General features: G+C 50.8%; 28 protein-coding genes. 23 read left to right on the forward strand and 5 right to left on the reverse strand.

The window, feature by feature from the left end:
* Complete coding sequence (gene xerS / locus NST08_RS12045; protein ID WP_007130035.1) at window positions 1–1,086, reverse strand: tyrosine recombinase XerS; 1,086 nt, start codon at window positions 1,084–1,086, stop codon at window positions 1–3.
* A 223-nt stretch (window positions 1,087–1,309) separates the two neighbouring features.
* Between xerS and NST08_RS12050 the strand changes: the two genes are divergently transcribed.
* The 7 genes from NST08_RS12050 (at window position 1,310) to NST08_RS12080 (ending at window position 7,953) form a co-directional block, all read left to right on the forward strand.
* Window positions 1,310–1,822, forward strand: coding sequence for a GNAT family N-acetyltransferase (locus NST08_RS12050; RefSeq protein WP_028403501.1), 513 nt, complete (start codon window positions 1,310–1,312; stop codon window positions 1,820–1,822).
* 75 nt (window positions 1,823–1,897) lie between these two features.
* Window positions 1,898–2,671: an SDR family NAD(P)-dependent oxidoreductase gene (locus tag NST08_RS12055; protein ID WP_007130037.1), complete on the forward strand. Its 774-nt coding sequence runs from the start codon at window positions 1,898–1,900 to the stop codon at window positions 2,669–2,671.
* A 122-nt stretch (window positions 2,672–2,793) separates the two neighbouring features.
* Window positions 2,794–3,681, forward strand: a complete 888-nt coding sequence (locus NST08_RS12060) for an aldo/keto reductase (protein ID WP_007130038.1) — start codon at window positions 2,794–2,796, stop codon at window positions 3,679–3,681.
* Window positions 3,682–4,151: 470 nt separating this feature from the next.
* Window positions 4,152–5,498: an ABC transporter substrate-binding protein gene (locus NST08_RS12065; RefSeq protein ID WP_341341784.1), complete on the forward strand. Its 1,347-nt coding sequence runs from the start codon at window positions 4,152–4,154 to the stop codon at window positions 5,496–5,498.
* Between the two features lie 119 nt (window positions 5,499–5,617).
* Window positions 5,618–6,475, forward strand: coding sequence for a carbohydrate ABC transporter permease (locus tag NST08_RS12070; RefSeq protein WP_007130040.1), 858 nt, complete (start codon window positions 5,618–5,620; stop codon window positions 6,473–6,475).
* Between the two features lie 21 nt (window positions 6,476–6,496).
* On the forward strand, window positions 6,497–7,369 hold the full coding sequence (locus NST08_RS12075) for a carbohydrate ABC transporter permease (RefSeq protein WP_007130041.1): 873 nt from the start codon (window positions 6,497–6,499) through the stop codon (window positions 7,367–7,369).
* Between the two features lie 167 nt (window positions 7,370–7,536).
* Window positions 7,537–7,953, forward strand: a complete 417-nt coding sequence (locus NST08_RS12080; RefSeq protein ID WP_007130042.1) for a MerR family transcriptional regulator — start codon at window positions 7,537–7,539, stop codon at window positions 7,951–7,953.
* Window positions 7,954–8,024: 71 nt separating this feature from the next.
* Here the strand turns inward: NST08_RS12080 and NST08_RS12085 are convergent, their stop codons facing one another.
* The 3 genes from NST08_RS12085 to NST08_RS12095 form a co-directional block, all read right to left on the reverse strand.
* Entirely contained in the window at window positions 8,025–8,447 is a 423-nt protein-coding gene (locus NST08_RS12085; RefSeq protein ID WP_341341785.1) for an imine reductase family protein, read from the reverse strand.
* Between the two features lie 7 nt (window positions 8,448–8,454).
* On the reverse strand, window positions 8,455–8,940 hold the full coding sequence (locus NST08_RS12090; protein WP_341341786.1) for an NAD(P)-dependent oxidoreductase: 486 nt from the start codon (window positions 8,938–8,940) through the stop codon (window positions 8,455–8,457).
* Between the two features lie 409 nt (window positions 8,941–9,349).
* Complete coding sequence (locus tag NST08_RS12095) at window positions 9,350–9,811, reverse strand: Hsp20/alpha crystallin family protein (protein WP_251536766.1); 462 nt, start codon at window positions 9,809–9,811, stop codon at window positions 9,350–9,352.
* A gap of 119 nt (window positions 9,812–9,930) precedes the next feature.
* Between NST08_RS12095 and NST08_RS12100 the strand changes: the two genes are divergently transcribed.
* The 6 genes from NST08_RS12100 to NST08_RS12125 all read left to right on the forward strand — a co-directional run bounded on the left by NST08_RS12100 (window position 9,931) and on the right by NST08_RS12125 (window position 12,502).
* Window positions 9,931–10,152 (forward strand): spore germination protein, encoded by a 222-nt coding sequence (locus NST08_RS12100; protein ID WP_007130045.1) that lies wholly within the window; start codon window positions 9,931–9,933, stop codon window positions 10,150–10,152.
* A 17-nt stretch (window positions 10,153–10,169) separates the two neighbouring features.
* Window positions 10,170–10,397: a spore germination protein GerPB gene (locus NST08_RS12105; protein WP_040738616.1), complete on the forward strand. Its 228-nt coding sequence runs from the start codon at window positions 10,170–10,172 to the stop codon at window positions 10,395–10,397.
* A gap of 41 nt (window positions 10,398–10,438) precedes the next feature.
* Entirely contained in the window at window positions 10,439–11,053 is a 615-nt protein-coding gene (gene gerPC, locus NST08_RS12110; RefSeq protein ID WP_341341787.1) for a spore germination protein GerPC, read from the forward strand.
* Window positions 11,031–11,216, forward strand: a complete 186-nt coding sequence (locus NST08_RS12115) for a hypothetical protein (RefSeq protein ID WP_007130047.1) — start codon at window positions 11,031–11,033, stop codon at window positions 11,214–11,216. Before gerPC ends, NST08_RS12115 begins: the two co-directional genes overlap by 23 nt.
* Window positions 11,213–11,632, forward strand: a complete 420-nt coding sequence (locus NST08_RS12120; protein WP_341033748.1) for a spore germination protein GerPE — start codon at window positions 11,213–11,215, stop codon at window positions 11,630–11,632. The genes NST08_RS12115 and NST08_RS12120 overlap by 4 nt, the downstream gene beginning before the upstream one ends.
* A gap of 243 nt (window positions 11,633–11,875) precedes the next feature.
* Complete coding sequence (locus NST08_RS12125) at window positions 11,876–12,502, forward strand: LysE family translocator (RefSeq protein ID WP_341341788.1); 627 nt, start codon at window positions 11,876–11,878, stop codon at window positions 12,500–12,502.
* A gap of 79 nt (window positions 12,503–12,581) precedes the next feature.
* Here NST08_RS12125 and tlp read toward each other — a convergent pair whose 3' ends face one another.
* Window positions 12,582–12,806 carry a small acid-soluble spore protein Tlp gene (gene tlp / locus NST08_RS12130; protein WP_028403490.1) on the reverse strand — a complete coding sequence of 75 codons (225 nt, stop codon included), beginning with the start codon at window positions 12,804–12,806 and terminating at the stop codon, window positions 12,582–12,584.
* A gap of 212 nt (window positions 12,807–13,018) precedes the next feature.
* Between tlp and NST08_RS12135 the strand changes: the two genes are divergently transcribed.
* The 10 genes from NST08_RS12135 (at window position 13,019) to NST08_RS12180 (ending at window position 25,404) form a co-directional block, all read left to right on the forward strand.
* Window positions 13,019–14,314, forward strand: a complete 1,296-nt coding sequence (locus NST08_RS12135; protein ID WP_341341789.1) for a WD40/YVTN/BNR-like repeat-containing protein — start codon at window positions 13,019–13,021, stop codon at window positions 14,312–14,314.
* Between the two features lie 201 nt (window positions 14,315–14,515).
* Complete coding sequence (locus NST08_RS12140; protein ID WP_007130052.1) at window positions 14,516–14,935, forward strand: DUF2500 domain-containing protein; 420 nt, start codon at window positions 14,516–14,518, stop codon at window positions 14,933–14,935.
* A 65-nt stretch (window positions 14,936–15,000) separates the two neighbouring features.
* Window positions 15,001–15,750, forward strand: a complete 750-nt coding sequence (locus NST08_RS12145) for an SDR family NAD(P)-dependent oxidoreductase (protein WP_007130053.1) — start codon at window positions 15,001–15,003, stop codon at window positions 15,748–15,750.
* A 374-nt stretch (window positions 15,751–16,124) separates the two neighbouring features.
* On the forward strand, window positions 16,125–18,452 hold the full coding sequence (locus tag NST08_RS12150; protein ID WP_007130054.1) for a helix-turn-helix domain-containing protein: 2,328 nt from the start codon (window positions 16,125–16,127) through the stop codon (window positions 18,450–18,452).
* Window positions 18,453–18,583: 131 nt separating this feature from the next.
* The gene (locus tag NST08_RS12155; RefSeq protein ID WP_007130055.1) at window positions 18,584–20,206 is read left to right on the forward strand and encodes an extracellular solute-binding protein; all 1,623 of its coding nucleotides are present in this window, start codon (window positions 18,584–18,586) and stop codon (window positions 20,204–20,206) included.
* 112 nt (window positions 20,207–20,318) lie between these two features.
* Entirely contained in the window at window positions 20,319–21,260 is a 942-nt protein-coding gene (locus NST08_RS12160) for an ABC transporter permease (RefSeq protein WP_050954030.1), read from the forward strand.
* 11 nt (window positions 21,261–21,271) lie between these two features.
* The gene (locus NST08_RS12165) at window positions 21,272–22,153 is read left to right on the forward strand and encodes a carbohydrate ABC transporter permease (protein WP_007130057.1); all 882 of its coding nucleotides are present in this window, start codon (window positions 21,272–21,274) and stop codon (window positions 22,151–22,153) included.
* Between the two features lie 14 nt (window positions 22,154–22,167).
* Window positions 22,168–23,295, forward strand: a complete 1,128-nt coding sequence (locus NST08_RS12170; protein WP_007130058.1) for a glycoside hydrolase family 88 protein — start codon at window positions 22,168–22,170, stop codon at window positions 23,293–23,295.
* A gap of 355 nt (window positions 23,296–23,650) precedes the next feature.
* Window positions 23,651–24,316, forward strand: coding sequence for a copper resistance CopC family protein (locus NST08_RS12175; protein ID WP_007130060.1), 666 nt, complete (start codon window positions 23,651–23,653; stop codon window positions 24,314–24,316).
* Window positions 24,316–25,404: a copper resistance D family protein gene (locus NST08_RS12180; protein ID WP_007130061.1), complete on the forward strand. Its 1,089-nt coding sequence runs from the start codon at window positions 24,316–24,318 to the stop codon at window positions 25,402–25,404. The genes NST08_RS12175 and NST08_RS12180 overlap by 1 nt, the downstream gene beginning before the upstream one ends.
* The last annotated feature ends 160 nt before the right edge of the window (window positions 25,405–25,564 follow it).

Raw genomic sequence — 25,564 nt, forward strand, 5'->3', positions numbered from 1 at the left:
TTACAATTCACCGGAGCGGCGTTCAATGGCCTCGGACATCGTTTTGTCCGTCAGATGGGCGTATACTTCCGTCGTCTCCGTTGAAGCATGGCCAAGCTGCTCCTTGGTCTTGTAAATATCATTTTGCAAATAATAGTCGGTAGCAAAGGAATGCCGCAGCTTATGAACCGTCAGGGAAGGCTTGCCAAAGCGTTTGGCGTATTTGATGATCATGGCCTGAATCGCACGCTTGGTCATCCGCTGGCCTTCCTGCTGCCCGTTGCGGAGCGCGACGAACAGCGCTTTTTCCTTCTTGGGCACCTTATATCGCGATTGCCGGAGCTGCAGGTAGCATTCCAGATCGTCCTTGGCCTGCGCCCGGAAGTAGACGGGCGTTTTAAAGGTCTCGTCATTGTTGCCTTTGCGGAACACATGGAGCAGCTTGTTGCTCAGATCGATATCCGACAAATTCAAATTGACGACCTCGGACACGCGAAGTCCCGAGTTCAGGATCAAGCTGGCAATGCATGCGTCCCTGACCTTATTCTGTTCATGGGCGTAGAGCGCTTGCTTGTTGTTCGCGACATCCTGACCATAACCTTCGTGAATATACGTGATAAAGTCCTGGAGCTCTTCCTCCTCGAGAATTTTGCCCTTCAGCTTGGCGGCCGTATCCTTTGGCTTATGAATGCGTTTAATTTCCACCTTGGCCATGATGTTGCGCTTCAGCAGCGGATAGAAATCCTCATCCTCGGCAATCTGACTTAGGTAATGAAACAGAGACCGCAGGGAGGAAAGCTTGCGGGATACGGTAATTCTGGAATTGGCCCCTTCCCTGCGCGTGGTAAGGTACAGCCGATAACCCGTAATGCTGTCCATTCGCAGACGTTCCAGCTCGGCCAAGGTCACCTCGGCATTGGAAGCGGCTTCCGATAAACCTTCCGAACGCAGCCAATTGAAGAAGGTTTCATAGTCCCGCACGTATTCAAGCAGGGTTGAGGGGGACAGGTCCGGCAGCTTGTAGTCGATGAATTGCTGTACATACCAGGGCATGGTTGGAGATTTTTCATCCAGCTTCGCCCGGTCCATATCTTTTTGTATATTCATATGAGCCACCTCGATTTTGAATCATTGTTGTGTTGATTCCTATTATACGATTATACGTTCTAGTGTAACATATGGAAAATTCCTAGTCTCATAACCTCCTGCCGCGCGCTAATGTGATTTACGATTGCATTGCATCCTTGATTGAAATGCCGTTCATCGCATAAGATGGATATGCATGGCAGTCGGCACATAATACATAACAAAATGCTTGGGAGGCGGCAGCGTGATATCCATCCAATCGGAGCGGAAAGGGATCGAACTGGTCCCAAGAAGGAAGCAAGCCGTAATCGAAAATTTGATGCAACTGTACCTGTATGACTTTACCAAATATTTGGATATTTCCGTGAATGATAAAGGATTGTTTCCGCCCTATCCGGATTTGGATGAATTCTGGAAAAAGCGGGACAGGAAATTTCCGTTCTTGATTAAATATGACGGCAGACCCGCGGGATTCGCTCTGATAGAGCGGGTGACGGATGATCCGAAAGCGGATTATTATATGACGGAATTTTTCATCATGCAGAAATACCGGCGAAGCCGGCTCGGCACATGGGCTGCAACCCGGCTGTTCGAGCACTTCCAGGGGCGCTGGAAGGTGACGCAGGTGAGCATTAATTTTCCAGCCCAGGCTTTCTGGAGAAAGGTGATCGAGGCATATACAGGCGGAAATTACGAGGAAGTCATCGAGTCGCCGCATAATAACCCGAGCCAGTATTTTCAATCCAAGCGTTACTAGATTTGTCTAACGTTATAACCGTGCACACAATCGATCCAATTTACAACCGGGAAACAGCAAACGGAGGGATAGTTGATGTATTTACCAAGCTTCAATCTTGAGGGGAAGAGAGCCTTTGTTACGGGTGCCGGACGCGGAATCGGGCGCGCGATTGCCATCGGGCTGGCGGAGGCCGGCTGCGTTGTCGGGCTGATGTCCAGAACCCGAAGCGATTTGGAGGAGACGGCTGCGATCATTCAGAGTTTGAATAAGGGTGGAAGCATCGTGCTGCCGGGGGATTTAACGAAGCGAACGGAGATGGAAGGGGCTATCGCGGAATTCGTTTCGCAAGCCGGCGGGATCGATATTCTGGTCAATAATGCCGGAATGAATATCCGCACACCTGCTCTTGAAGTGACGGACGACGAGTGGGAGCTGATCGTGCAGACCAATCTGAAATCTGCTTTCGTTGCTTCACAGGCGGCTGCAAGGTACATGAAGGAACAGAAGGAAGGACGCATCATCAACATCGCTTCAGTCGGCGGACATACCGCGCTTCGAACCGGGGTTGTGTACGGATCAACGAAGGCGGCCCTCATTCATATGACCAAAGTATTGGCCATGGAGTGGGCGCAATACGGCATCCAAGTCAATGCGGTCGGCCCGTGGTATTTCCGCACGCCGCTGACGGAGAAGCTGCTTAGCGACGAGGCCTATCTGAAGGACATATTGGACCGTACGCCGATGAAGCGGGTCGGGAAGCTGGAGGAGGTCGTCGGTCCCGTTGTTTTCCTGGCATCCGATGCCGCGAACTACATGACGGGACAGACGCTGCTTGTGGATGGCGGGATGAGCATTTACGGCTTTTAGAAAATTTGGGAATCCCAACTGACCCCTGTTAGAAAAGGGTTCAATAATGGGTAATAAAGTATGGAACTTTGTTAAATTTTAAGATCGGATGCTGCGATCAGACAGTAGAGGAGCGTGAAGGGATGGAACGGAGAGCGTTTGGAAACACGGATATGTCTGTCAGTATTTTGGGATTCGGCGGTGCGGAAATCGGGGAGGCCGACCAGCGCACGGTTGATCGGCTGCTGCATAGCGCCATGGATGCAGGACTGAATATGATCGATACGGCGGAATGCTACGGCAACAGCGAGGAACTGATCGGGAAGGCATTGGCCGGCAGACGGGATGATTGTTATCTGTTTACGAAATGCGGTCACGCGTCAGGGATGGATTATCCGGATTGGGATCCGGTGCTGCTTGCAAGAAGCATTGACCGCAGTCTGAAGCGCCTCAAGGTAGACTATGTCGATGTCGTCCATCTCCACAGCTGCTCTGAAGAAATTCTCCGGCGAGGAGAAGTAATCGAGGTGCTGCAGAGAGCCAAGGAGCAGGGGAAGACGCGATATATCGGATACAGCGGCGATTCGACGAGCGCCCGATATGCGGTTGAGACCGGCGTCTTTGACAGCTTTGAGACCTCGGTGAACATCGCGGATCAGGAAGCCATCGAGCTGACGATCCCCTTGGCGGTGAAGCAGGGAATGGGGATCATCGCCAAGCGCCCTATAGCGAATGTAGCCTGGAAGCATGAGCGTTTAAGCGAGGATGATTACGCGTATCCGTATTGGCTGCGGCTTCAGGAATTGAACTATGATTTTCTGAATGATGTGCAGCAGGGCGTCGAAATCGCGATGAAGTTTACATTAAGCACGCCAGGCGTCGCTACGGCTATCGTCGGTACGGGCAATCCGGACCGATGGCACCAGAATGCGCAGCTCCTGCGAGATGGCATGCTGCCCCAAGAGACCTATCAAGCGATCCGAAGCCGGTGGAAAGAGGTTGCCGGAAGTGATTGGGTCGGCAAAGTATAATGATTTCGATATTTTAGTCGCAAAAGCTCGATTCGGGATTGATGGTGACAAAGTCAGCCTTCCGTGCCCGATCCGGGCTTTTTTTTATGGGTCAGGATCGGCTTGGTTCTATGCAATATTAGCGTACCAACACCCTCCCTACAATTCCAATATTACACTATATGAAAAATTCGAAATAGAAATGATATTAATCTCCCTCGTATCTATCTCCCGTGCTCCAATCACGGTCATCCAAGCGTCACCTATTTACGTTTGAGCCTTGCATTTTTTCGTCAAAAGCAGGAGTCCTTCCGTGCAAGATTCAATCAGGAGGGAAATGGAAATGAATTGGATATCCCTTGATTTCCTTGGAAATATTTCCCCCATCAGAAGATGATTATCCCCCTTTCGGTCCAACATGGCATGGACTAAAATGCTGGTAGACAGCAAGTAATACATACGTCTTGAAAAAATACTTAGGGGGATTCCAAATGAAAAGGTCTTCAATGTTACTTCTGAGTGTCATGCTGATGCTCACGATGTTCCTTGCCGCTTGCGGAAACAACGGGAACAACGGTGGCACCACGCCGGCTGCGGATGGCGAGAAGCAGAACACGGAAACGCCTGCGCCTGATAAGAAGGATGACGCAGCTCCCGTTTCTCTCCGCGTGTTCTCGACGTTCGGCGGCACGGACGCTGCACGTGAAGCATTTCAGTCCGCACTGGACGAATTCACGGCAGCGCATCCGAACGTAAAGATCGAGAATGACACGATGTCCGCCAACGATGACGGATTCAGAACGAAGGTCAATACCGATATGAACAGCGGCAATGAGCCGGACCTGCTGTTCTACTTCATCGGGGCCGATGCTGAAGGCTTCGTGAATGCAGGCAAGGTCGTTCCTTTGAACGAACTCCTTGATGCCAACCCGGACTGGAAGAACGGCTTTATCCCGGATGCGCTGGAGCTTGCAAGACAGAAGGATGGCAACATCTACGCGGCTCCACTGACCGGTTTCTATGAAGGCTTGTTTGTTAACAAGAAGATTTTCAAGGAGAACGGCTTGGAGCTTCCTACCGACTGGGAGAAGCTGACCACAGCTGTGAAAACGCTGTCCAAGAAGGGCATTATTCCTTTATCCGTACCATTTGACCAATCCCACTATCTGATCGAGCATACGATTCTTTCTGCAGCCGGTCCTGAAAGCCAGGCCAAGGGCCTGATCGACGGTATCGATCCGAACTGGGAGAAGGGCTATGCAGCCATGAAGGAGCTGTATGACCTTGGAGCGTTCCCGAAAGACGCGGCTACGATTGACCTGGGCATGGCAGGAAACTACTACAGTGAAGGCCTTGCAGCCATGATTCTGGAAGGATCCTGGGCTGTCGGCGGCTGGAGCGACGAGACTCGCGACAATTCGACCGTCGTGCCATTCCCGACTGTCCCTGGCGGCGCCGGCAGCGGCAACGATATCGTCGGCGGTTTCGGATCCGGCTTCTATCTATCGAAGAAAACCTATGATGATGCAGCCAAGAAGGATGCTGCGGTTGAGCTCTTGAAGCATCTGACTTCTCCGGCAACCATTCAAAAAATCGCTTCCGCGAACGGCGGTACGCCTGCAGCTGACGTTGAAGTAACCGGCTTGCCGCAGGTTGCGCTTGACGGCTTCGCGATGGCAGCGAAGGCGAATTCGATCAGCTCTCCGGTAGACAGCAAAGTGTCGCAGGAAACATTCAGCAATCTGCGTGCGAGCGTTCAGCCAGTCGTTGAGGGCAAAAAATCGCCAACAGATGCGATCGCCGAAGCGAAAAAGGTTGAAGACGCCAACAAAAAATAATTCATGTTTGTAGAAACGGTAGAATTATAAGTGACGAAACGCCGCCCCTGTTGTTTTTCATTCGGGCGGCGTAGTCATTTCGAGAGAATTGCACAAAATAACCTCAAAGGTGATGAAAAATGAAGGGTGATCGAAAGTATATCGTACTGTTTTTATTGCCTGCGGTAGCGATCATGACAATCTTTCTGTACTATCCGTTCTTTAAGAGCTTGTACCTGAGCTTCTATCGGACCACCGGTTTCTTCGACAAGAAATTTGTCGGCTGGGCGAACTACGAGAGACTGTTCACGGATAAATTGCTCGGCGCGGCAACCTTGCATACCTTAGAAATCATGCTGTATGTTATCGTGTTCCAGGTCGGTATTGCCCTCGTGCTCGCCGTCCTTGTTGACAATATTTCCAAGCTGAAATCATTCTACCGGACCGTTTTTTTCTTCCCTGTCGTCATTTCCGGTACGGCTATATCGCTATTGTTCGTCCTGTTCTACAATTACAATTTCGGCTTGCTTAACAATTTGCTTGCCCAGTTCGATATCGAGAAGGTGCTGTGGCTGGATGATAAGAATGCGTTAAAAGCGGTATCCATTCCGACCGTATGGCATTATGTCGGGTTTTATTTCGTTTTGTTCCTCACGGCGATGTCCAAAATTCCTTCGGACTATTACGAGGCAGCAAAACTCGAAGGGATATCGGCCTTCAAGAGAACGACGATGCTGACCATTCCGCTGATTATGAGCGATATCAAGGTTGTGATCACACTGGCGATCACCGGTACACTGAAAGTGTTCGAGTTCGTATGGGTGATCACGAGCGGCCAGAATGGGACCGAGGTGCTCGGAACCTATATGTACAAAAAGGCCATGGTAGACCAGAACTTCGGCTACGGTTCGACCGTGGCGATCTATATGGTGGTCTTCGGCGTCCTGCTGGCGGTCATCGCTAACCGATTGCTGAAGAGAGATGAGATTACATACTAAGCATTATAGGGGTGTACAGTTATGGAGCCAACCATCGTCGTTGAACACAAAACGCAGCGAGTGAAAAAGCGTCGGTTTAAAATAAGCACCGCTGTGATGTATATCGTATTGACCCTATGGTCTTTAACAACGATCTATCCGTTGTTCTGGATCGTCAACAACTCCTTCAAGGTTTCCAGGGACGTTATGAATAATTCCTTTGCCATCTCCTGGGATCCGGTGTTCGTAAATTATCAAAATGCGTTTGACCGTATCAATATCGGGCGCAGCTATATCAACAGCTTGATCATGTCGTTCGGCACCGTATTTCTGGTGCTTCTGCTCGGGGGATTAGCCGCCTACGTGTTATCCCGATTCAACTTTAGAGGAAAGAGAACGATTTATTCCATTTTGTACGCGACGCTGCTTATTCCTGCGTTTGCAACGGTCGTTCCCGTGTACGAGCTTCTGATCAAAACGAGTCTCGTCAATACGTACTGGGGGTTAATCTTCCCTCAGACGGCTGGCAATCTGACCTTTGCCACCCTAGTGATTGCGGGGTATATGTCCACCATTCCGAAAGAGCTGGAGGAAGCCGCCTTTATGGACGGCTGCAATCGGTGGCAGATGTTTGCCAAGATCTTCGTGCCGATCTCTCAGCCCGTATTTGCATCGGCAAGTATATTTGTTTTCATGTGGTCTTATAACGATCTCTTCTCTGCGTTGATCTTCGTAAACAAGGAGAATGTTCGCCCGATCGTGGCGCTCCTTAACGAAATCAGCTCCCAATACGGGACGGACTTCGGCCTGATGGCTACCGCCGTTTCCTTGACTGTCATCCCGGTGCTTATCGTGTATCTGTTCATATCAAAATATATTCAAAAGGGATTGACGGAAGGCGCGGTTAAAGGCTGATCCGAGCTGCGGAACCAACGAATAGGCAAGTCAAGAGCCGACCTTTAGGCCACTCGGTTGACTTGCCTATTCGTTGTGGGCTAAGAGTGCAAAATATTCGTTGACCTTGACACTAGTGTCAAGGTTTATAATGGAAGGGAATCCCTGTTTACCGAGGAGGTTTCTTCATGAAAATTAGCCAGCTGTCTAAACTGACAGGTGTAAGCGCCCGGTCGATACGCCATTACGAGAAGAAACGGCTGATTCGCCCGAAGCGCCTGGATAATGATTACCGGGAGTTTGATGAGGACGCGGTCGAAAGGGTCAAGGCCATCCAAATCTATTTGGGAATGGGATTGACGACGGATGAAATCGCGGAGGTTCTGGACTGTAATGATGATTATTCGGAAGTATATGAATACTGCGAAGAGATGATGGATTTCTACGAAGACAAGCTGGACGAAATTAATGCCAGGATTCTAAGGCTCGCTGCCGTCAAGCAGAGGCTTGAGGAGAAAATCGGCGAGATGAACCGGATGAAAGACGATGTGCCGCAGATGGCGGAGGACCGCATGTCCGAAGCCGGCTACGGCGTTATGAATTGAGGCCCGAACGGCGTTTAAAACGCCGTTCGGGCTTTTTTTCCTCCATTCCGAGCGTTGATTCGAGAGCATCGTCACCGTTTATGGAACTCAACGAGACGCGAGAAGCCTTCCTCCCCGAACCCTGCCTGAATCGCCTTGTTGGCGACTGTCAGTCCCGCACCAAGTATGCTGCTGTCAAGGCCGTGATGCTCCGCAACGTGCGTGATATGCTCCATTGAGGCAGCCGCAGAGATAATGTTCGAGCGGTCCCCCGGATAGACGCCGCGGTCGGCTTCTTCTGCAAGTTGGGTCATGATGGCAGGCATGATCTCTACGATACCATGGGCATAAGGAGCCAGATCAGAGGCTGCAATGTTCTCGGCCCGTGCAAGGGCAAGCGAATGCATATAACCGTTCATGGCCGTCCAGTAAAGATTAAGTAAGGTAATGTCGTAAGCGGCCGCACGCCCGGGATCGCTGCCGAGGTAAGACGCCTTTCCTCCCAAGCTGGCCAATGTTTGCCTATGCCGCAGGTATACATCCTCCGAGCCGCTGTATAAAATGACAGCCGTGGCCTCGCCAATGGTCGGGGTTGGCCATAATGGCCCCATCCACGTAATCAATGCCGTTGGCAGATGCCCAGCCGGCCATCTCCCTGGCCCGTTCCGGCGTGTCTGCCGTCAAATTGATGACGGTTCGGCCTTTCAGTTCTTCCACAGCCGGTGATAGAATGGAGCGCACGGCATTATAATCGAGCACGCAGATAATGATCAGCTCGCTTGCGGCTGCTGCATCCGTCACGGATTCCGCAAGAACAGCCCCTTGCCGGGTCAGTTCATCCGATTTGCCGGGCGTGCGATTCCATACGGTCACCGGATGACCGTTCTTCAGAAAGGCGCCTGCGAGCGCTTGACCCATAGGCCCAAGTCCGAGCACCGAGACGGCTTCTTTCGTTTGCCGTTCTGAATCATTGTCAATTGGGCTGGAAAATCCCCATTCGTTAACCATTAGATGTTCCTCCTTATATGTGTCATCCGGTCTTATTCTAAACCTTGGCACTAATGTCAAAGTCAACATGGTATTCGCGAAGGCAGCAAAAAACGAGTCGCGTCACGATCTCAACGCAATCTAAAAACGAATAGCATATCGACTGCTACCGGTCCAGAGCGAGAGGATGTAGATTTTGAACAGAAACAACCTGATAAATTCACTATATGAAAAATTCACAATAGAAAAAAGCATTTCTCTCTCCCTAGTTCTTTTCCACAACTTCCCGCCATTAGATCTTACCTAATGCATATCGAGCATGTTTTAAATGGAGGGGTTAGAGACCCCCATATTAAACAGCTTGCTGCGCGCCATCGGTGTAATGGCCCGACTTGACTGTGATGGCGCGCATTTCGCTGCTCCCGAACAATCATAGAAACCGGATCTGTACGTCGTGATAGCGTCCGCTGCTCAATTTAGGCATTTTGATTTGCAGGGAGGACTGTTTGTACGTAGCGATGCTTTGTGAGGGCTGCACGGGCGCAGGAAGCTGAATGATCTGGACATGCTCTTTCGGAAGTCCATTGATTTTAATATGTGTCCGGTTCACCTGCACCCATAAATTCTCAGGGTGAATGCGCATGGGAACATGGCATTTCACAACAAGGAATTTATGGGTATCAAAGGTTTCATAACGCAGCTCGGACGGTTTCGAGAGAATATCATTTCCTGATATAGCCTGATTGATGGTGTTTTTTACATAATCCTCTATCATGGCCGCATCCAGCTGAACTTCTTCACTCAGATTGTTCAAGTCTTTGAACGGAAACGGGTTGCTGCTGAAGAAGGAATCCTGGGTCAGCCATTCGGGACGTCGATTCTTGGAGCTCAAGTATGCTTCACCCCCTTTTGCCATTGATTCATTGTATGGGCGAATGAAGGTCGCAGTGACATCTGGGCATATATCTACATAACCTATTTAAGGACGATTCTGATTAAAGAGGTGGAATTGTGGTTTCGATTATCGGCAATATGAAGATTGTTAACGTGGGCCCCAGTTCTACGGTCTTGGTTGGAAATACCGGCGCTATTGTATTGAACAGCTCCGCGAAAACCTATTCGGGCTCCAACTCGTTCAATACCGGCGACAATATCGGTCTCAATATCGCGAATAACCAGGGCAACAGCTTAAATACGGTGGATCCGGACCTTATCGATTCCGCGAATGCTTAGTAAGGTTGTGATACATTGTGAATGTGACGGTTCATCAGAGCATTACGATTCATCAACTGCGCGTGGAAGCCGTAACGAATTCATCCGTGCTCCAGATTGGGACTGCGGGAGAAATCAGAGCCTTATCCAATATATATAATACCGGTGGTTTTACCGGACCTGCGCCAGAGTTCGAGCCTATCGATAACGCCAGCCCGATCGTTCCCCTGCCTGCTCCCGAGGAAGGATTGTACAGGCAAGAATGACGCGATTCCACCCTGCATACAATTGCAGGGGAGGGGGTTCTATGTACCCGTATCATTTACAGCAGCTGCTGAACGGTCTTCAACTCCAAGCGGAGCAGTTACGTCGGATCGAGCAAATGGTGAAGGATTTGAGGACAGAAATGGATACGCTGCGCCAGTCCAAATCGAGTGCTGTCGACCGGATTGAATATCATTTTGATTTATTAAAAATCGAGAGGCTGGAAGGAACATTGAATATCGGAGTCATGCCTACAGGCGGCAAGCCGGAAGGGGATATTGAGGTTAACGGTCAATCTCTGGTCCCGCCGCAAGGGGGCAATGGCGGAAGCGCAGCATATACCGATATTTACGAAGACGTTACGCAATATCTGGATAATGATATCGCCGGGGAGCTTGACCGGAGTCTGAAAAAGCTTCCGGTCGATTCAGCAGGAACTAGTCTTTCCATTATTCTCGAGGACATTCGCAAACAAGTCGGGGAACGCATCAAGGTATATATGGACCAATACGGCCGGAGCGGCGAAGAGCCGGACGCCGTGCTGATGAAGCAAACCATTGCGCAGCAGGTCAAAAAGGAGATTGCTTACGCAATCAATCAGCATCTTCAACAAGTGCAGGGGAAGTGGAAAAGGAATGAAGCTGACAGTCATCAATAAGGAGCTGCATGTGGGCTCCATCCGGGTAACCGCGGTATCCAGCTCGTCCGTACTGTTAATCGGAGATACGAAAATCATCAACAGCTCATCGATATACGATACGCCATCGGAGTCGTTACTCGTCAGTCCGCTCGTACCGTTAGCATCGGGATCCGCTCCATGAAGCGAAACGTATTTGTGGAGAACATGCATATCATTAACATCTCGGACGGCTCGGCATGTATTTGCGGTAAATCCGAGGATCTTCATGCGTATACACAGGCACTCGCCGTACAACGGCAGGTGCCCGTCTTTTACGAGGATGAAGGCCGCTTTGAAGATTACCCTATTTTTACGAGAGATATCCCGAAATTACCGGACTCATCGGATGTAGATATGGACGTCATCCAAGAGCATAATCTGATCCGTGTGAATCGTGTCGATGTCTTGTCTGTCGCATCCGCGTCCACGGTCCAAATAGGAACCACGGAGCAGCTTGATCTGGAAGCGCGGGTCAAGGCCATTCGCCATTTTATAACAGACCAACCGATGGCGCTGGAACGTTATAAGGGCATCATTATTTTGCCCTATCCTGATTGAAAACGAATAGGAGAGTCTGCTCGGGTAGGGGGAAGCGCCCTGCCTGATGCAGGCTCTTTTTACCGGATGATGCAGATGGCCCAGGACAGTAATGATTCCATTTATCATTTTTCCCGCCAGTCATGACGCTCCTGTGTTAAAATATGATGTGGTTAAATAACGTAATCATTCAATGCAGGGGGATCGATTCACCCTTTTCATGGCAGGATCGCAGCTCAACATGATAGAGAGAGGACCGAATATATGTTTACCATCACTTCTTTATTGCTGTTTCTAGGATCGGCGATATTGCTTATCCTGGTGCCGGGTCCGGATCTGCTGTTTGCCGTTACGCAGGGCATGACCAGCGGCAAGCGGGCCGGCATTTTAAGCGCCATCGGCTTGAGCTTAGGCAATATCGTACATACGCTTGCAGCTGCGCTCGGCGTATCCATCATCATTAAAACGTCTGCGACGGTGTTTACGCTGTTTAAAATCGCGGGCGCCTGTTATTTATTCTATCTTGCCTATAAGTCGTTTAAACACCGGAAGGATCCGATCGGTCTTCGGGAAGGCAGTCCTGAATCCGGCCGGAATTTGATCTTAAAGGGGTTTCTCATGAACGTGCTGAACCCGAAGGTGGCGATTTTCTTTCTCTCTTTCCTTCCGCAGTTCGTCAATGATAAGCAAGGTCATGCCGGTTTACAGCTCTTTATCTTAGGCATGATGTTCCTCATCCTGACCGGTCTGATATTCGGGATCTTGGCGTACTTTGCGGGGGCATTCAGCCAGCGGCTTCTATCGAAATCGCGTTTTGGCGAATGGATGAACATCCTGGGAGGCTGCATTTTCACCATCATCGGCATGAAGCTGGTATTTACCCGATTATAGGAAGGTTCATGTATTTACAAAAAAAATCAGGAGGCGCATAAGAAGCGGACCTCCTGATTTTCTTATGGCAGCATCCCGATTATTCGCCCTGATGGGCGGCCTCGTCTTTAATTTCCTCACGGAAGCCGGAGATGCTTCTCTTGCGGCGCTCATTGCGATCCTCGATTTGCTCCTTCTCCGAGGCAGGAATCTCATCGCCGAACTCTTCCAAATAGTCCTCAGCTTCGCGGAAGTTTTCAATGGTGTTCTGCACGGCATTCTGCAGATGCTCTACGTTATCTTCGCGATTGTCCGGTTTTGCCACGAAAATCACCCCCTGGGCATGATATGGTTTCTTGCACCTCAAAAGTTTTCCAATCCGAGGGCTCCCTTATGCATCTTGACGAACAATATCCGTAAAAAGCTACAGGATTGTAAATATTGCAAGCCGGATCTGTACTTATCTGATCGAATGAATATGTTATAATGTCGAAGAAACGCAACCTGGCTTAGTGGTATGGAAGAGGAGGAACCGTTTTGAGACCACGACGTTTTCTATTGCGGCTTAGCACGCTGGCATTCATTGTATGCATGTTAGCGTCATGTACCTCGGAGCCGGTAAAAAAACAACAGCAGCCTTCGACAGAAGGACCTCCTGAACCGATCATGCAGGATGCAGCGGAAGAAGAAGGACAGGTAATTACGCTTGTAACGCCGGAGACTAGCCAGAAAGCTCCGGAGGAGAAGAGCAAATACCAGATACATACCCGGCTGACCGACTTTCACCTGTTAAGCGAAACGACAGGCATCGCCTGGGGAATCACCAACGCTTCGCTCCGACTCTATCAGACGCAGGATTATGGTGAAACGTGGATGGACATCTCGCCTTCGTCCAATGTCGAATTCGGCAGCAAGCTGGTGTATGGGAAAGATATCGTATTTTCCGATAAGGATCATGGATGGATCATACGGAACATGCAGGGCTCGACGGAGACCGTGCTGCTTCACACCTCTGACGGGGGAAAAAGCTGGAAAATATCGGCGCTTCCTAAATCCGGCACCGTGACGGCGCTATCCTTTGTGTCCTCAGAGCAAGGCTGGATCATGGCTTCAGGCAGTTCCTCCAAAGGCTTGGAGGAGAAGCTGCTGTATCGAACCAACGACGGGATCGTATGGCATGAGGTTATGCAGAATACAGAGTACCCAAGAACCCGTATACCGGGAACGGTGATTCCAAGAACAGGCTCCATGATCGGCATGAGGTTCACCAATCCTCAAGTCGGGTTTGCAACGGTGCAGGAGCTGCAATCGTCCAAGCTGTACATCACACGCGACGGAGGGAGTCAATGGAAATCTTCCGCTCAGGTATTCCAGAGCGATTCGCTCGACCGCTGCGGTTCGGTCTATGCAGGTACGCCCCAAGCGCTCGGTTTCGTTGGCGAAGAGGTCTATATCCCCGTTGTGTGCATGGTCAAAGATGCCCCTAAGTACATGGGTTATTTTACAGCCGATACTGGGAGGTCATGGAATTTGGTTTCGTTCCCAATGACGGGGGATCCGAACAAAGGCAGCATCCAACCGGTGTTCCGCAGACTGCATGACGGATGGGCAATGGTGCACGGCATCGTGTACCATACAACCGATATGGGCCGGAATTGGAAGCCGTATCCAAGGGATGAGCTGTTGACAAGCAATTTGAAAAAGTACCCGAAAGTGGTGAAAATGCAGTTTATTTCATCAGACGTCGGCTGGCTCCTGATTGAAACGGAAGACAAGAAACGCTCCCGTCTGATGATGAGCACGGATGGCGGGGTATCTTGGCAAGGTCTATAATCATGAATAAGCAAGGCTTTACCGGCGGGAGATCCGTGACGGTGAAGCCTTTTTTATATGGGATATCGAAAAGCGACGCGAACAACGCTCTCTGGTGGACAACTTTCCTAAATTTTTCGCTAAAACTTCCCTTTCGAAGGAGTTAAATTGTCCGAGTCTAAGCATATACATATTTCAAGACAAGGTGGAGGGGGGAGCCGCATGGGATCGGGATCGGAGTGGATGTTCGATTTTTTCGGCAGCGTTATGCCCATATTTTTCATCGTCGTCATCGGGATTATTATACTGTCGGCAGGGAAAGGAATATTGCAATGGAGCCAGAACAACCGACAGCCTTTGCTAACCGTCGATTCTAAAATTGTGAGCAAGCGGACCGAAGTGAAGCATACGCATCATACAGATGAAGCGATGTCGAGCCGTACTCGAACCACCTATTATTTAACGTTCGAAGTCGAAAGCGGCGACAGGATGGAGTTTGTCGTGAATGGCGAGGAATTCGGCATGTGTGCGGAAGGGGATGAGGGACTGCTGCGTTTTCAGGGGACCCGCTATTACAGCTTCGTCCGGCATCCGAAGTCGAATCGTGATACCGTCCGAGGCTATGGGCATCACAAAACCTAATTTGCAAGGATTTTAGTCGGGCTCCTCCTGTGGTATATAATGAAGGAGATAAAGGAGGAGCTCGCATGAAATTTAACAATAAATCGGTGATCATAACCGGTGCCGCAAACGGTATCGGACGCGGATTGGCGGAAGCGTATGCCTCCAGAGGCGCGCAGGTCGTATTAAGCGATATCGATGAAACGCGCGGTGAGGAGACGGCAGCTGCCTTGAGGGAGCAGGGATTTACCGCGCTCTTTGTACCTTGCGATGTCCGCAAGGAGGAGGATATCCGCCATCTGATGAATGAAGCGGTAAAGCAGTTCGGCGGAATTGATATTTTGATCAACAATGCGGGGGTTTCGCGTTTCAAGTCGCCTTTTGATTTGACCGTCCAGGATTGGGAGGATGTGCTGAACACGAATGCAAGAAGCTGCTTTTTGGCTACCCGGGAAGCGGCTGTACATATTAGGAAATCCGGCCGTGGCGGTGCCGTTGTCAACCTGTCTTCCACCCGCTCCATGATGTCGGAGCCGAACTCGGAGGCTTACGCCGCATCCAAGGGGGCGATCGTTGCATTAACCCATGCCATGGCGGTCAGCCTGGGACCGGATCGAATCCGGGTGAACTGCATCAGTCCGGGGTGGATCGAGACCGGCAGCTACAAGGAGCTTCGCCCGGAAGACCACAGCCAGCATCCGGCCGGCAGGGTCGGGGTTCCATCCGATATTGCGAAAGCATGTTTTTATCTGACCGATCCGGAGAACGATTTCGTCACGGGCACACATCTGGTCGTCGACGGCGGAATGACACGTAAAATGATATATGAGCCATGATAATGGATAAAGAGAGGGAGCCTACCCACGGAATTTGCTGTTTGGGGACGGGCTCTTTTTGCATTTATTTTTATGGTCAGCGGTGGGATTCTAAAGCCCTAGCCTGAATGCATGGATGATTAGCGCCATTCTCTCTTGTATAAAACCCTCCTATAGTATTTTTATATTCCCGTAAGGATTTTACATAATCCTCGTAAAGAAATGGTGCGGCATCCCGCTTGCCGAAAGACGCCTTCCAGCGGGAATGATACGATTTCGTGATCGATTAACATTTTTCAAGAAAGTCTGTTCATGAAAATTAATTCCAGTATGATGGAATTAATCTAATGTGGTCATCATGAATCATTCAAATCGAACTGGAGGGAAGAAAGTAGATGGGAGTATTTCCAACTAGATTGAAAGCCGAACGATCGAGCCGTACGTCCGTATTTGTTACATTGCTCCTGTCCTATCTTGTAGTGCTGCTCATTCCGGTGATCGTATTCGGAGGGCTGTATACGAGAATCGAAAGCATCATGGTCGAGAACGCCAACAACGCCAATATGGCCCTGATTGAACAGGCTAAGCAAGTGGTGGACGGTCGGCTGGATGAGATGCATCTGATCTCCCGGAATACTTCATCGCATCCGAAGCTGGACACCCTGCTCAAGTCTGGAACGCTCCAAACCGCTGAGGAACGGTATGATTATTTGAGCTTTATGAAGGAGCTGGAGCGTTATCGGAACAGCAGCAGCTTCATAACGGATTTTTATGTGTATCTTCGGAAGAGCGATACGGTGGTGAGCCCGGGCTTCAAAACGAATTCATCCATTTTGTTCTCGGAAATCTACGGCTACCCCAATTTAACGTATAAGCAGTTTCAGGACGATATCCTTCACGGCGTTCATTTTAATCGCTTTCTCCCGGTAACCGAAGTCGGCAAGGGCTTAAACAAGAAACGAATGCTAACCTATTTGCAAACGCTTCCATTCGGGGAAAAGAGCACCCCGAAGGGCGCTTTGGTGATTCTCATCGAAGAACGGCAAATCATGGGATTGCTTGAGGAGATCGTGAAAGCGAATCACGGCACGATCTACATCAAGGATGCGGAGGGGCAGGTCCTGCTCAGTGCGGGTGAGAGGAGTGAGCTCGCTAACGGGGCATCAGCTTCGGAGAGCGGGATGATGACCGTGTCTACCACTTCAGCTCGTAACGGCTGGGAGTATGTATCGCTCGTTCCCGAAAATGTATTTATGGCGAAGGTGATCATGGTCAAGCGAATGGCGGTCGGTGTTCTGGCCTTATGTCTGGCTGCCGGAATTATCGTGTGCGCATATATGACCTATCGGGCTTATCATCCTCTTCGTGACATCATTCGTTTTATCCGGCAATCCCATCCGACTAAAGGAGGGAATATCCGAAACGAATATGAGTTTATCAAATCCACCATGGCGGATTCCTTCGGCAAGCAGGTGGAGATGGAAGAGCAGCTGTTCAGGCAGACGCCGGCCATCCGCGCGAATTTCCTGCTTCGCCTGTTAAAGGGGCATGTCGATACGGATGATATTTCGCAGCAGTCCCTTTCATTCATGGGCATAACCTTCCCGCACTCAAGCTTCGCCGTGGCGCTGATTGAGCTCCGGGACGCAAGCGGCTTTATTCATCATGATTGTGAGCGGGAATGGGCGTTAATCCGATTCGTGACCGGGAAAGTGGCGGAAGAGATGCCGGGTTATGCCGCCTACGCCGTTGAGCTGGAGAAGAACGAAGTCGCCATTATTCTGAACGTTCCTGAGGAATGCGGTAAAGGAGTTGAGCTGTATGAATGGGCCGAGCAGGTGAAAAGAGTCATCGAGCAGCGCTTCCGGACGGTGACCACGATCGGAATCAGCAGCATCCATGCAGGGATGGGGCAGCTGCCAAGCTGTTATGCAGAGAGCGTAAGAGCGCTGGAGTACTCGATCTTTACAGCCTATAAACCCATTCTGTTTTATGAAGAAATGAAACGGGAAGCGGAGGTGTATTATGACTTTCCGATCGAAACGGAAATCCAGCTGATCAATGCGATGAAGAGCGGGGACGCGGTGAAAACGAAGGACATCATTCAGCAGCTGTATGAAAACAACTTTACAGGGAAGCAGATTACCCCGGAGCATGGGCGGCTGCTGTTTGCGAATCTGCTCAGTACCTTGTTTAAATTGCTGAATGCTTTGAATTTAAAGTATGAGGATATCTTGGGGACGCCTGCAAAGCCCATTGAAAACATGACGGAAGCGGGTTCTCTGGAAGAGCTGTATTCGGAGATGCAGTTTATGTTCCATCAGGTTTGCCTGTATGTAAAACAGCAGAGGGGCGATTCCTCAACGCTGCTGCTGGAAAAAATCAAAAAATACATTATCGAGCACCACGACGACGCGATGATCAGTTTGGCATCCATTGCCGAGCAGTTCAATATTACGCCGCCGTATTTATCGGCTTTCTTCAAGAAGAACAGCGGCTCGAATCTGACCGATTATTTGGCGAAGATCCGAATTGAGCGCTCCAAGGAAATGATGAAGGATGCGGGGAGCACCATCTCGCAGATCGCCCGATCAGTCGGGTATACCAGCGACGTCGGCTTTATCCGGGTATTCAAGAAATACGAAGGGATTACGCCCGGAAAATATAAGGAAACGCTGCATTCCCTATCATCCACATTAAGAAAAGATCATGCCGAATCTTAATTGGTGTTTACCGATATTGAAAATGTATGATGTACGATCCCGGCGCTTTCTCCCTAATATTAGGCAAGGGCGGCAGAGCTGTCCCGAGGCTGACACGAAAATCATGCATTCAAAAAAAGGAGGCGTCGACTATGGGAACCATTCGAAAACGTACGGCAAAAATGGCGATCTTGATCTTAATCGTGGCGATGATCGCCGGCTGCAGCGGTAAAGGCTCCGGGGCGGAGGAGCAGGGAGGCGAACAAGGCAAGGAGGTTGCATCCGGCGGTGAGGTCGGTTATCCCGGCAAGCTGACTTATTGGGTGACATTAAATGCAAACGCTTCCGCGACCATGCAGGACATGAATGGCATCGCTGCCTATCAAGAACTGGAGAAGACGACAGGTACCAAAATCACCTTCCAGCACCCTCCGGCCGGGCAGGAAGCGGATGCCTTCAATATTATGGTGTCCTCGGGCAATTTACCGGACGTCATCGAGTATGGGTGGGCAAACGTATCCGGCGGTCCGGATAAGGCGATCTCGGATGGCACGATCATCCGACTCAATGAATTGATCGAGGAGCATGCGCCGAATTTAACCAAGGTATTGAATGACAACCCGGAGTACCGGAAGCTCATTACGACCGATGACGGCAATATATACGTGTTCCCGTTCCTGCGGGGAGACGAATACTTGCTGACGTTCAACGGGCTCATTATTCGGCAGGATTGGCTGGACCAGCTCAAGCTTGAGGTCCCGGAGACGATCGATGAATGGTATGAGGTTCTGAAGGCGATCAAGACGGGCGATCCGAACGGAAACGGGAAGGCGGATGAAATCCCGCTGCTGCTTGACCTGGACATGACGGGGATCAACCATGCTTTCGTGGGTGCGTGGGGAATTACGACCGGATTCTATCAGGTCGATGGTCAGGTGAAGTACGGTCCGATCCAGCCGGAGTTCAAATCTTATCTGGAAACGATGAGCAAGTGGTATGCCGAAGGGCTGATCGATCAAGATTTTGCCGCCACGGACGCCACACTGAAGGACGCAAAGGTCACGAACAGCCAAGTGGGTGCTTTCTCGGGCTACATGGGCAGCAGTTTGGGTCGTTATACCGAGCTAATGAAGGCATCCAATCCGGATGTCAAGCTGGCGGCAGCGCCAAACGTCGTGCTGAAGAAAGGAGATATGCCGATTCTGGGTCAGAAGGACTCGGCGTATAACGGCTTTGGAGCAGCGATTACGAAGGCCAACAAAAATCCGGCCGAAACGGTGAAATGGCTCGATTACAAATACGGCGAAGAAGGGCATATGCTGTTTAACTTCGGCGTCGAAGGCGTCAGCTACGAGATGAAGGACGGGTACCCGACGTATACGGATGAAGTGATGAAGAATCCGGACGGGCTGTCCATTACCCAAGCGCTGGCCAAATACAATTTGGCGAGCTACTCCGGTCCATTCGTGCAGGACCGCCGGTATATCGAGCAATATTCCGCGCTGCCTGAGCAGAAAGCGGCGATCGAGACCTGGATGAAGGCGGACAACAGCCGCCTGATGCCGGTCATTTCCCCTACGGCTGAAGAGAGCACGCGGTATGCATCCATCATGAACGATGTAAACACCTATTACGAGGAAATGGTGAACAAATTCATTATGGGCGTGGAGCCGATCAGCGGATTCGACAAGTTCGTCGAGACGATTCAGGGTATGGGGATCGAGGAAGCGGTGAAGATCCAGCAGGCGGCGCTGGACCGTTTCAACAGCCGTTAAGCCCGTTAGGGCATGCTTCGCCATGCGGGAGGGCAGCCGGATTGGCGCTTGTCTCCCGCATGGTTCTATTTTCCAAGTCAGGGGAGGGCTGAAATTGCAGCTTAAGCAGGAGATGAACCCAATCGTCAGACCGGTGAAAAAAGAAAGCTTCAGGACCAGGGCAGCAAGGGATTTCCGGCGGAATTCCGTGATTTATCTCATGCTGCTCCCGGTGGTGGCATTCTATGCCGTATTTCATTACGGGCCCTTGTACGGCCTGCAAATCGCGTTTAAAAACTTTTCGGCCGGACTTGGCATATGGAACAGCCCCTGGGTGGGCTTCGATCATTTCATTGAATTTTTCAATGGCTTCTTCTTTGAACGCGTCGTCACCAATACGATCGTCCTGGGGCTCTATGACCTGATCTTTGTATTCCCGGCCTCGATCGTGCTGGCACTGCTGCTCAATGAAGTGAGGAATCGGATGTTCAAGCGGACGGTTCAGTCCATCACGTATATTCCGCATTTTATCTCGGTTGTGGTCGTCGTCGGCATGCTGGTGGATTTTTTGTCCGTTGACGGGCTGATCAATCAGTTGATCGCTTATTTCGGCGGCAAGCCGATATCATTCATGCGGCTGCCGGAATGGTTCCGCACCATATATACCTCGTCTGCAATATGGCAGGGAATCGGCTGGGGCTCGATCATTTATCTGGCAGCCATATCGAACATCGATCCGTCGCTGTATGAGGCGGCGAAGGTCGACGGGGCGGGACGCTGGAAGCAGATGCTTATGATTACGCTGCCCGGCATCATGCCGACGGTGATCATTTTGCTGATCCTGCGGATCGGTTCCTTCATGGCGCTGCAGGATGAGAAAATACTGATTATGTACAATCCGGTCACGTACGAAACGGCGGATGTGATCGGGACTTATGTCTACCGCAAGGGCATCTTGGAGGCGAGCTACAGCTTCAGCGCCGCGGTCGGCATGTTTAATTCCTTAATCAATTTTGTACTGCTTATAGGGGCTAATTACCTCAGCAAACGATTTACCGAAACGAAGCTGTGGTAGGGAGGGGAAGCATGCGAACTTCGAGATCTGTGAGTGAAATCCTATTCGATACGGCCAACGTCGTCTTGTTGTGCCTGTTATCCATCGTGACCTTGTATCCGTTTTTGTACGTCTTGTTTGCATCCGTCAGCACGCCCTCCGAATTCGTTCAGCATCGCGGGATTCTGCTGTGGCCCAAGGGTTTCTCGCTGGACTCCTACCGGATGGTGTTTGAGAATCCGAATATTATCCGAAGCTATCTCAACACGCTGCTGTACGTGGTTGTCGGAACGACGCTGAACATTTTCATGACCGCGCTGGGCGCATACGGCTTATCCCGGAAAAATGTCATGTGGAAAAGCACCATCATGATGCTGATCGTGCTGACGATGTTTTTTGACGGCGGACTGATCCCGAAATATTTGCTCGTAAAAAATATCGGCCTGCTGGATACGTACTGGGCGCTCATTATTCCCAGCGCCATGACGACATGGAATCTGATCATTATGCGTACGGCCTTTCAGGGGGTTCCGGTGGCACTCGAGGAGTCTGCACGGATCGATGGGGCCAATGATTGGACGATTCTGTTCCGCGTCATTATTCCGCTATCGCTGCCAGTCATCGCCGTCATGATTTTGTTCTATGGCGTATGGCATTGGAATAAATGGTTTGATGCGCTTATTTATTTGAGAGACCGAAATTTGTTCCCGCTGCAGCTGATCCTGCGCGAGATCCTCATCCAGAACGACACGAACAGCATGATGACATCCGTCGGAGGCGGCGATCGGATGCCGGTGGGCGAAACGATCAAATATGCGACCATCATGGTGGCGACGCTGCCGATTTTGTTCTTGTATCCATTTTTACAGAAATACTTCGTGAAGGGCGTCATGATCGGCGCGATCAAAGAATAGGAGGTCTTTAGGTTATGTGGGAGCAAGCGATTCGCGATGCGGTTGAGAAGACGAGAAGAAATCTGGAACGACACCCGATGAAATTTCCGCATATCACGCAGGAGCAGCGTTATGAGTGGGGGGAGAGCACGGATTGGATCGAAGGCTTCTACACAGGGATGGTCTGGCTGTGCTATGAGCACACGCAGGACCCGTTCTTTAAGGAAACAGCGCTTCTGCAGATGGATGATTTTAAAATAAGGCTGCAGGAACGCAAGCATCTGGATCATCATGATATCGGCTTTCTGTATCTGCCTTCCGCATTGGCCGCATGGATCGTGGACGGCCGGGATGAGGGGAGGGAGCTCGCGCTGAAGGCTGCGGATCACCTGATGCTCCGTTTCCGGGAAGGCGGGCAGTATATCCAGGCTTGGGGGCCTAAGGGAGACGAGAAGAACGGCGGCCGCATCATTATCGACTGCATGATGAACATTCCGCTCCTGTACTGGGCACACCAACAGACCGGAGAGGAGCGGTACTTCAACGCCGCCATAGCTCACGCAGAAAAGAGCCGTCGCTACTTGATGCGCGGGGACGATTCCTCCTACCATACCTTTTATTTCGATCAGTCCGACGGCACGCCGCTTCGAGGAGGAACGCATCAAGGCTATCATGACGGTTCTACCTGGACACGCGGACAGGCTTGGGCGATCTATGGATTCGCGCTGTCGTACCGGTACACCCGCAATCCGTTGTATCTGGAAACGGCGAAGCGTGCGGCTCGTTATTTTATTCAGCATTTGCCGGAGGATCACGTCGCGTATTGGGATTTCGATGTGCCGATCGAGCCGGGGACTCCGCGTGACAGCTCGGCTTCGGCTATAGCCGCATGCGGTATGCTGGAAATAATGGAGTTTCTCGCTGAAGGGGACGCGGACCGGGTGCTGCTGAACGAAGCGGTGCAGAAATCGATGAGCTCGCTTGTCCGGTCGTATTCCACAATGCATGAGCCTGAAGAGGAGGGGCTGATCAAACATGGCTCCTATTATGTAAGAGGAGGCATGGGGCCCGACGATTACATGGTCTGGGGCGACTATTATTATCTGGAGGCGCTGATGAGGCTAACGTCCGGTATACCGGGTTATTGGTATGAGCGAGAGTAGCTATATAAGATGAACTTAAGAATACGATGCAGGCAATAGAGAAGAGGATTGTCGAAAAAGTCGAATACTTTCTAAGGGAAACAGCTACATCGGAAGCAGGTGCAGTAATTGATGGGAGGATATCCGATGTCAATGGCCATTAAGGGCTACCTCTCTTATGATCAGGTCATCCGAACGATTCGGGTGGCCTTCTTGTTGTTCACGAAGATACGGCGTTGGCCGGGAAAATGCGGGCTGCCCCTGCCTATCCGATCAGGTAAAGAACGTTCACAAATTACTCGATAGCTTTAGGATAATCTCTTTGTTATGATGGGGATGATTAAAATTTAAGATACGTGGTGTGGAGGAGATTAGCATGTTGAAATCATTAAAGACCTCATTCTTATTAACGTTGGGTCTCCTGCTTGTGCTGGTATTTCCTACAGCAACCTGGGCCCATTCCAAACTAGAGACCAGCAGCCCGGCTGCGGATGCCAAGCTCACCGAAAGCGTGAAGGAGTTCAGCCTTACTTTCAATGAGAATATAGACGAGAATCTAAGCACGCTCAAAGTGAAGAACGAGAAGGGGGAAGAGGTCCAGCTATCCGGAACGCAGGTAAGCGGAAAGACGTTGTCCGCAGCGGTTGACGAACCGCTTCCTTCCGGAACCTATACCGTAGAATGGAAAATTGTAGGCGGCGACGGACATCCGGTCGACGGAACCTATTCCTTTCAAGTGGATGCTCCCGAGAAAGAGCCTGTCCTGGAAGAAGAGCCTGCTCCTGATGCGGCAGCAGGTACCGATAATGCATCAACGAATGGCGGCACGGCTTCGAATGGAGAAGCTGACGCGGGTCAAACGGACAGCGCAGCAGATACGGATCAGCAAGCAGATAACGGGGCGGATACCGAGCAGCAAGCAGATAACGGCGAGCCGAAGCAATCCGAAGGCGGAAATTCGACGGTTTGGATTGTAGTCGTTGTTATCGTAGTATTTATTGCGGCCTACTTCGCTATTAAAGCTTCACGCAAGAGAAAATAATGTCTTACTATTGGATAACCGAACCGCTGCTGTATTTCGCCTATGCTCTTCTTGCAGGACTGACCGTCATGGCACTGATTACAAGAAGCAGCACGCCTGGCGTGTCCGTTCCGGCCTGGCTGGGACCGGCTGCCTCCATTACGGTGGCGGCATGCAGCTTTATCCCGCTTCTCAAGATCATTATGTTCTTTAAGGATGACATCGGATTCTGGCAGTCCTTCAACAGCATCATGTTCAAATTCAGCGAAGGCGAGCGCTATGCATGGATTTTGGTGCTTTCCATCGTGATGGCCGTGTTGACGGTAACCGTGCGGCGGAACCCGGGGTCGATGCTTCGCTGGCTGATGCCTGTTGCTTTGCTGGGCATAGCGGCGGCGATGTCCTCTTTTAATCATGCGGCATCGTTGTTCGAAAGCGCCGGGCAGCTGGCCTTCTTCGGGCATTTTACGGCCATGGCGATATGGTCGGGCACCCTGCTGCTTGCGGGATGGTTCGGCAAGGCGCTGGACCGTTGGGACGCCTTTTTGAGATGGTTCCACCCGATGGCCATCATTTGCGTTATCACCGTCATTGGTTCAGGTCTGTTTCTGATGACAGGCGTCACGCCGGACCCTGTAAACAGCTGGGCTTTATCTTACGGGCAAGCGCTGCTGGTCAAGCATATCCTGATTCTGCCGCTGCTCGTGTTCGGGTTCGTTAACGGGTATTTGGTGAAGCGGAAGCTGTCCCGAGACCGGTCCTTCCAGCCGGAGCGCTGGGCGAAGTGCGAAGGAATCCTGATCGGACTGGTGTATATCGTGACCGGATACATGAACCAGCAGCCGGCGCCTCACGAGGTTGCCGATACGCTCGTCGTATACGGACCGGCACCAACCTTTGAATGGTTTCACCCGGGGTATGCATCCGGTTCGCTTACTTTTGGCTGGAGCTGGTACGGGATCGTTAGTCTAGGGATCGGCTTGGTGCTTCTATGGAACGTGATCCGGGCCTTTCGCAAAAACCGGAGCGCTCTTGAAGGGTTGCTCAGCGGGATGGCTGCCGTTATCCTTCTGTATTCCGGTCTGATGTTTTCGGTAACCGCCATATAACCAAAGGTCATGACAATGAAGGTCCTTGCTGCCTGGTGCAGCAAGGATCTTTTTTATGCCTCTGTTAATTACGGATGAATCACTCGTGGGCTGGACTGGATAATGATGGTATACTAATAGGGATTCTTGCATTCAGAAGACTTCGGGAAACGTTGGGAGT

The organism is Paenibacillus sp. FSL K6-1566 (genome assembly GCF_038050475.1).
GTDB lineage: Bacteria > Bacillota > Bacilli > Paenibacillales > Paenibacillaceae > Paenibacillus_AQ > Paenibacillus_AQ lactis.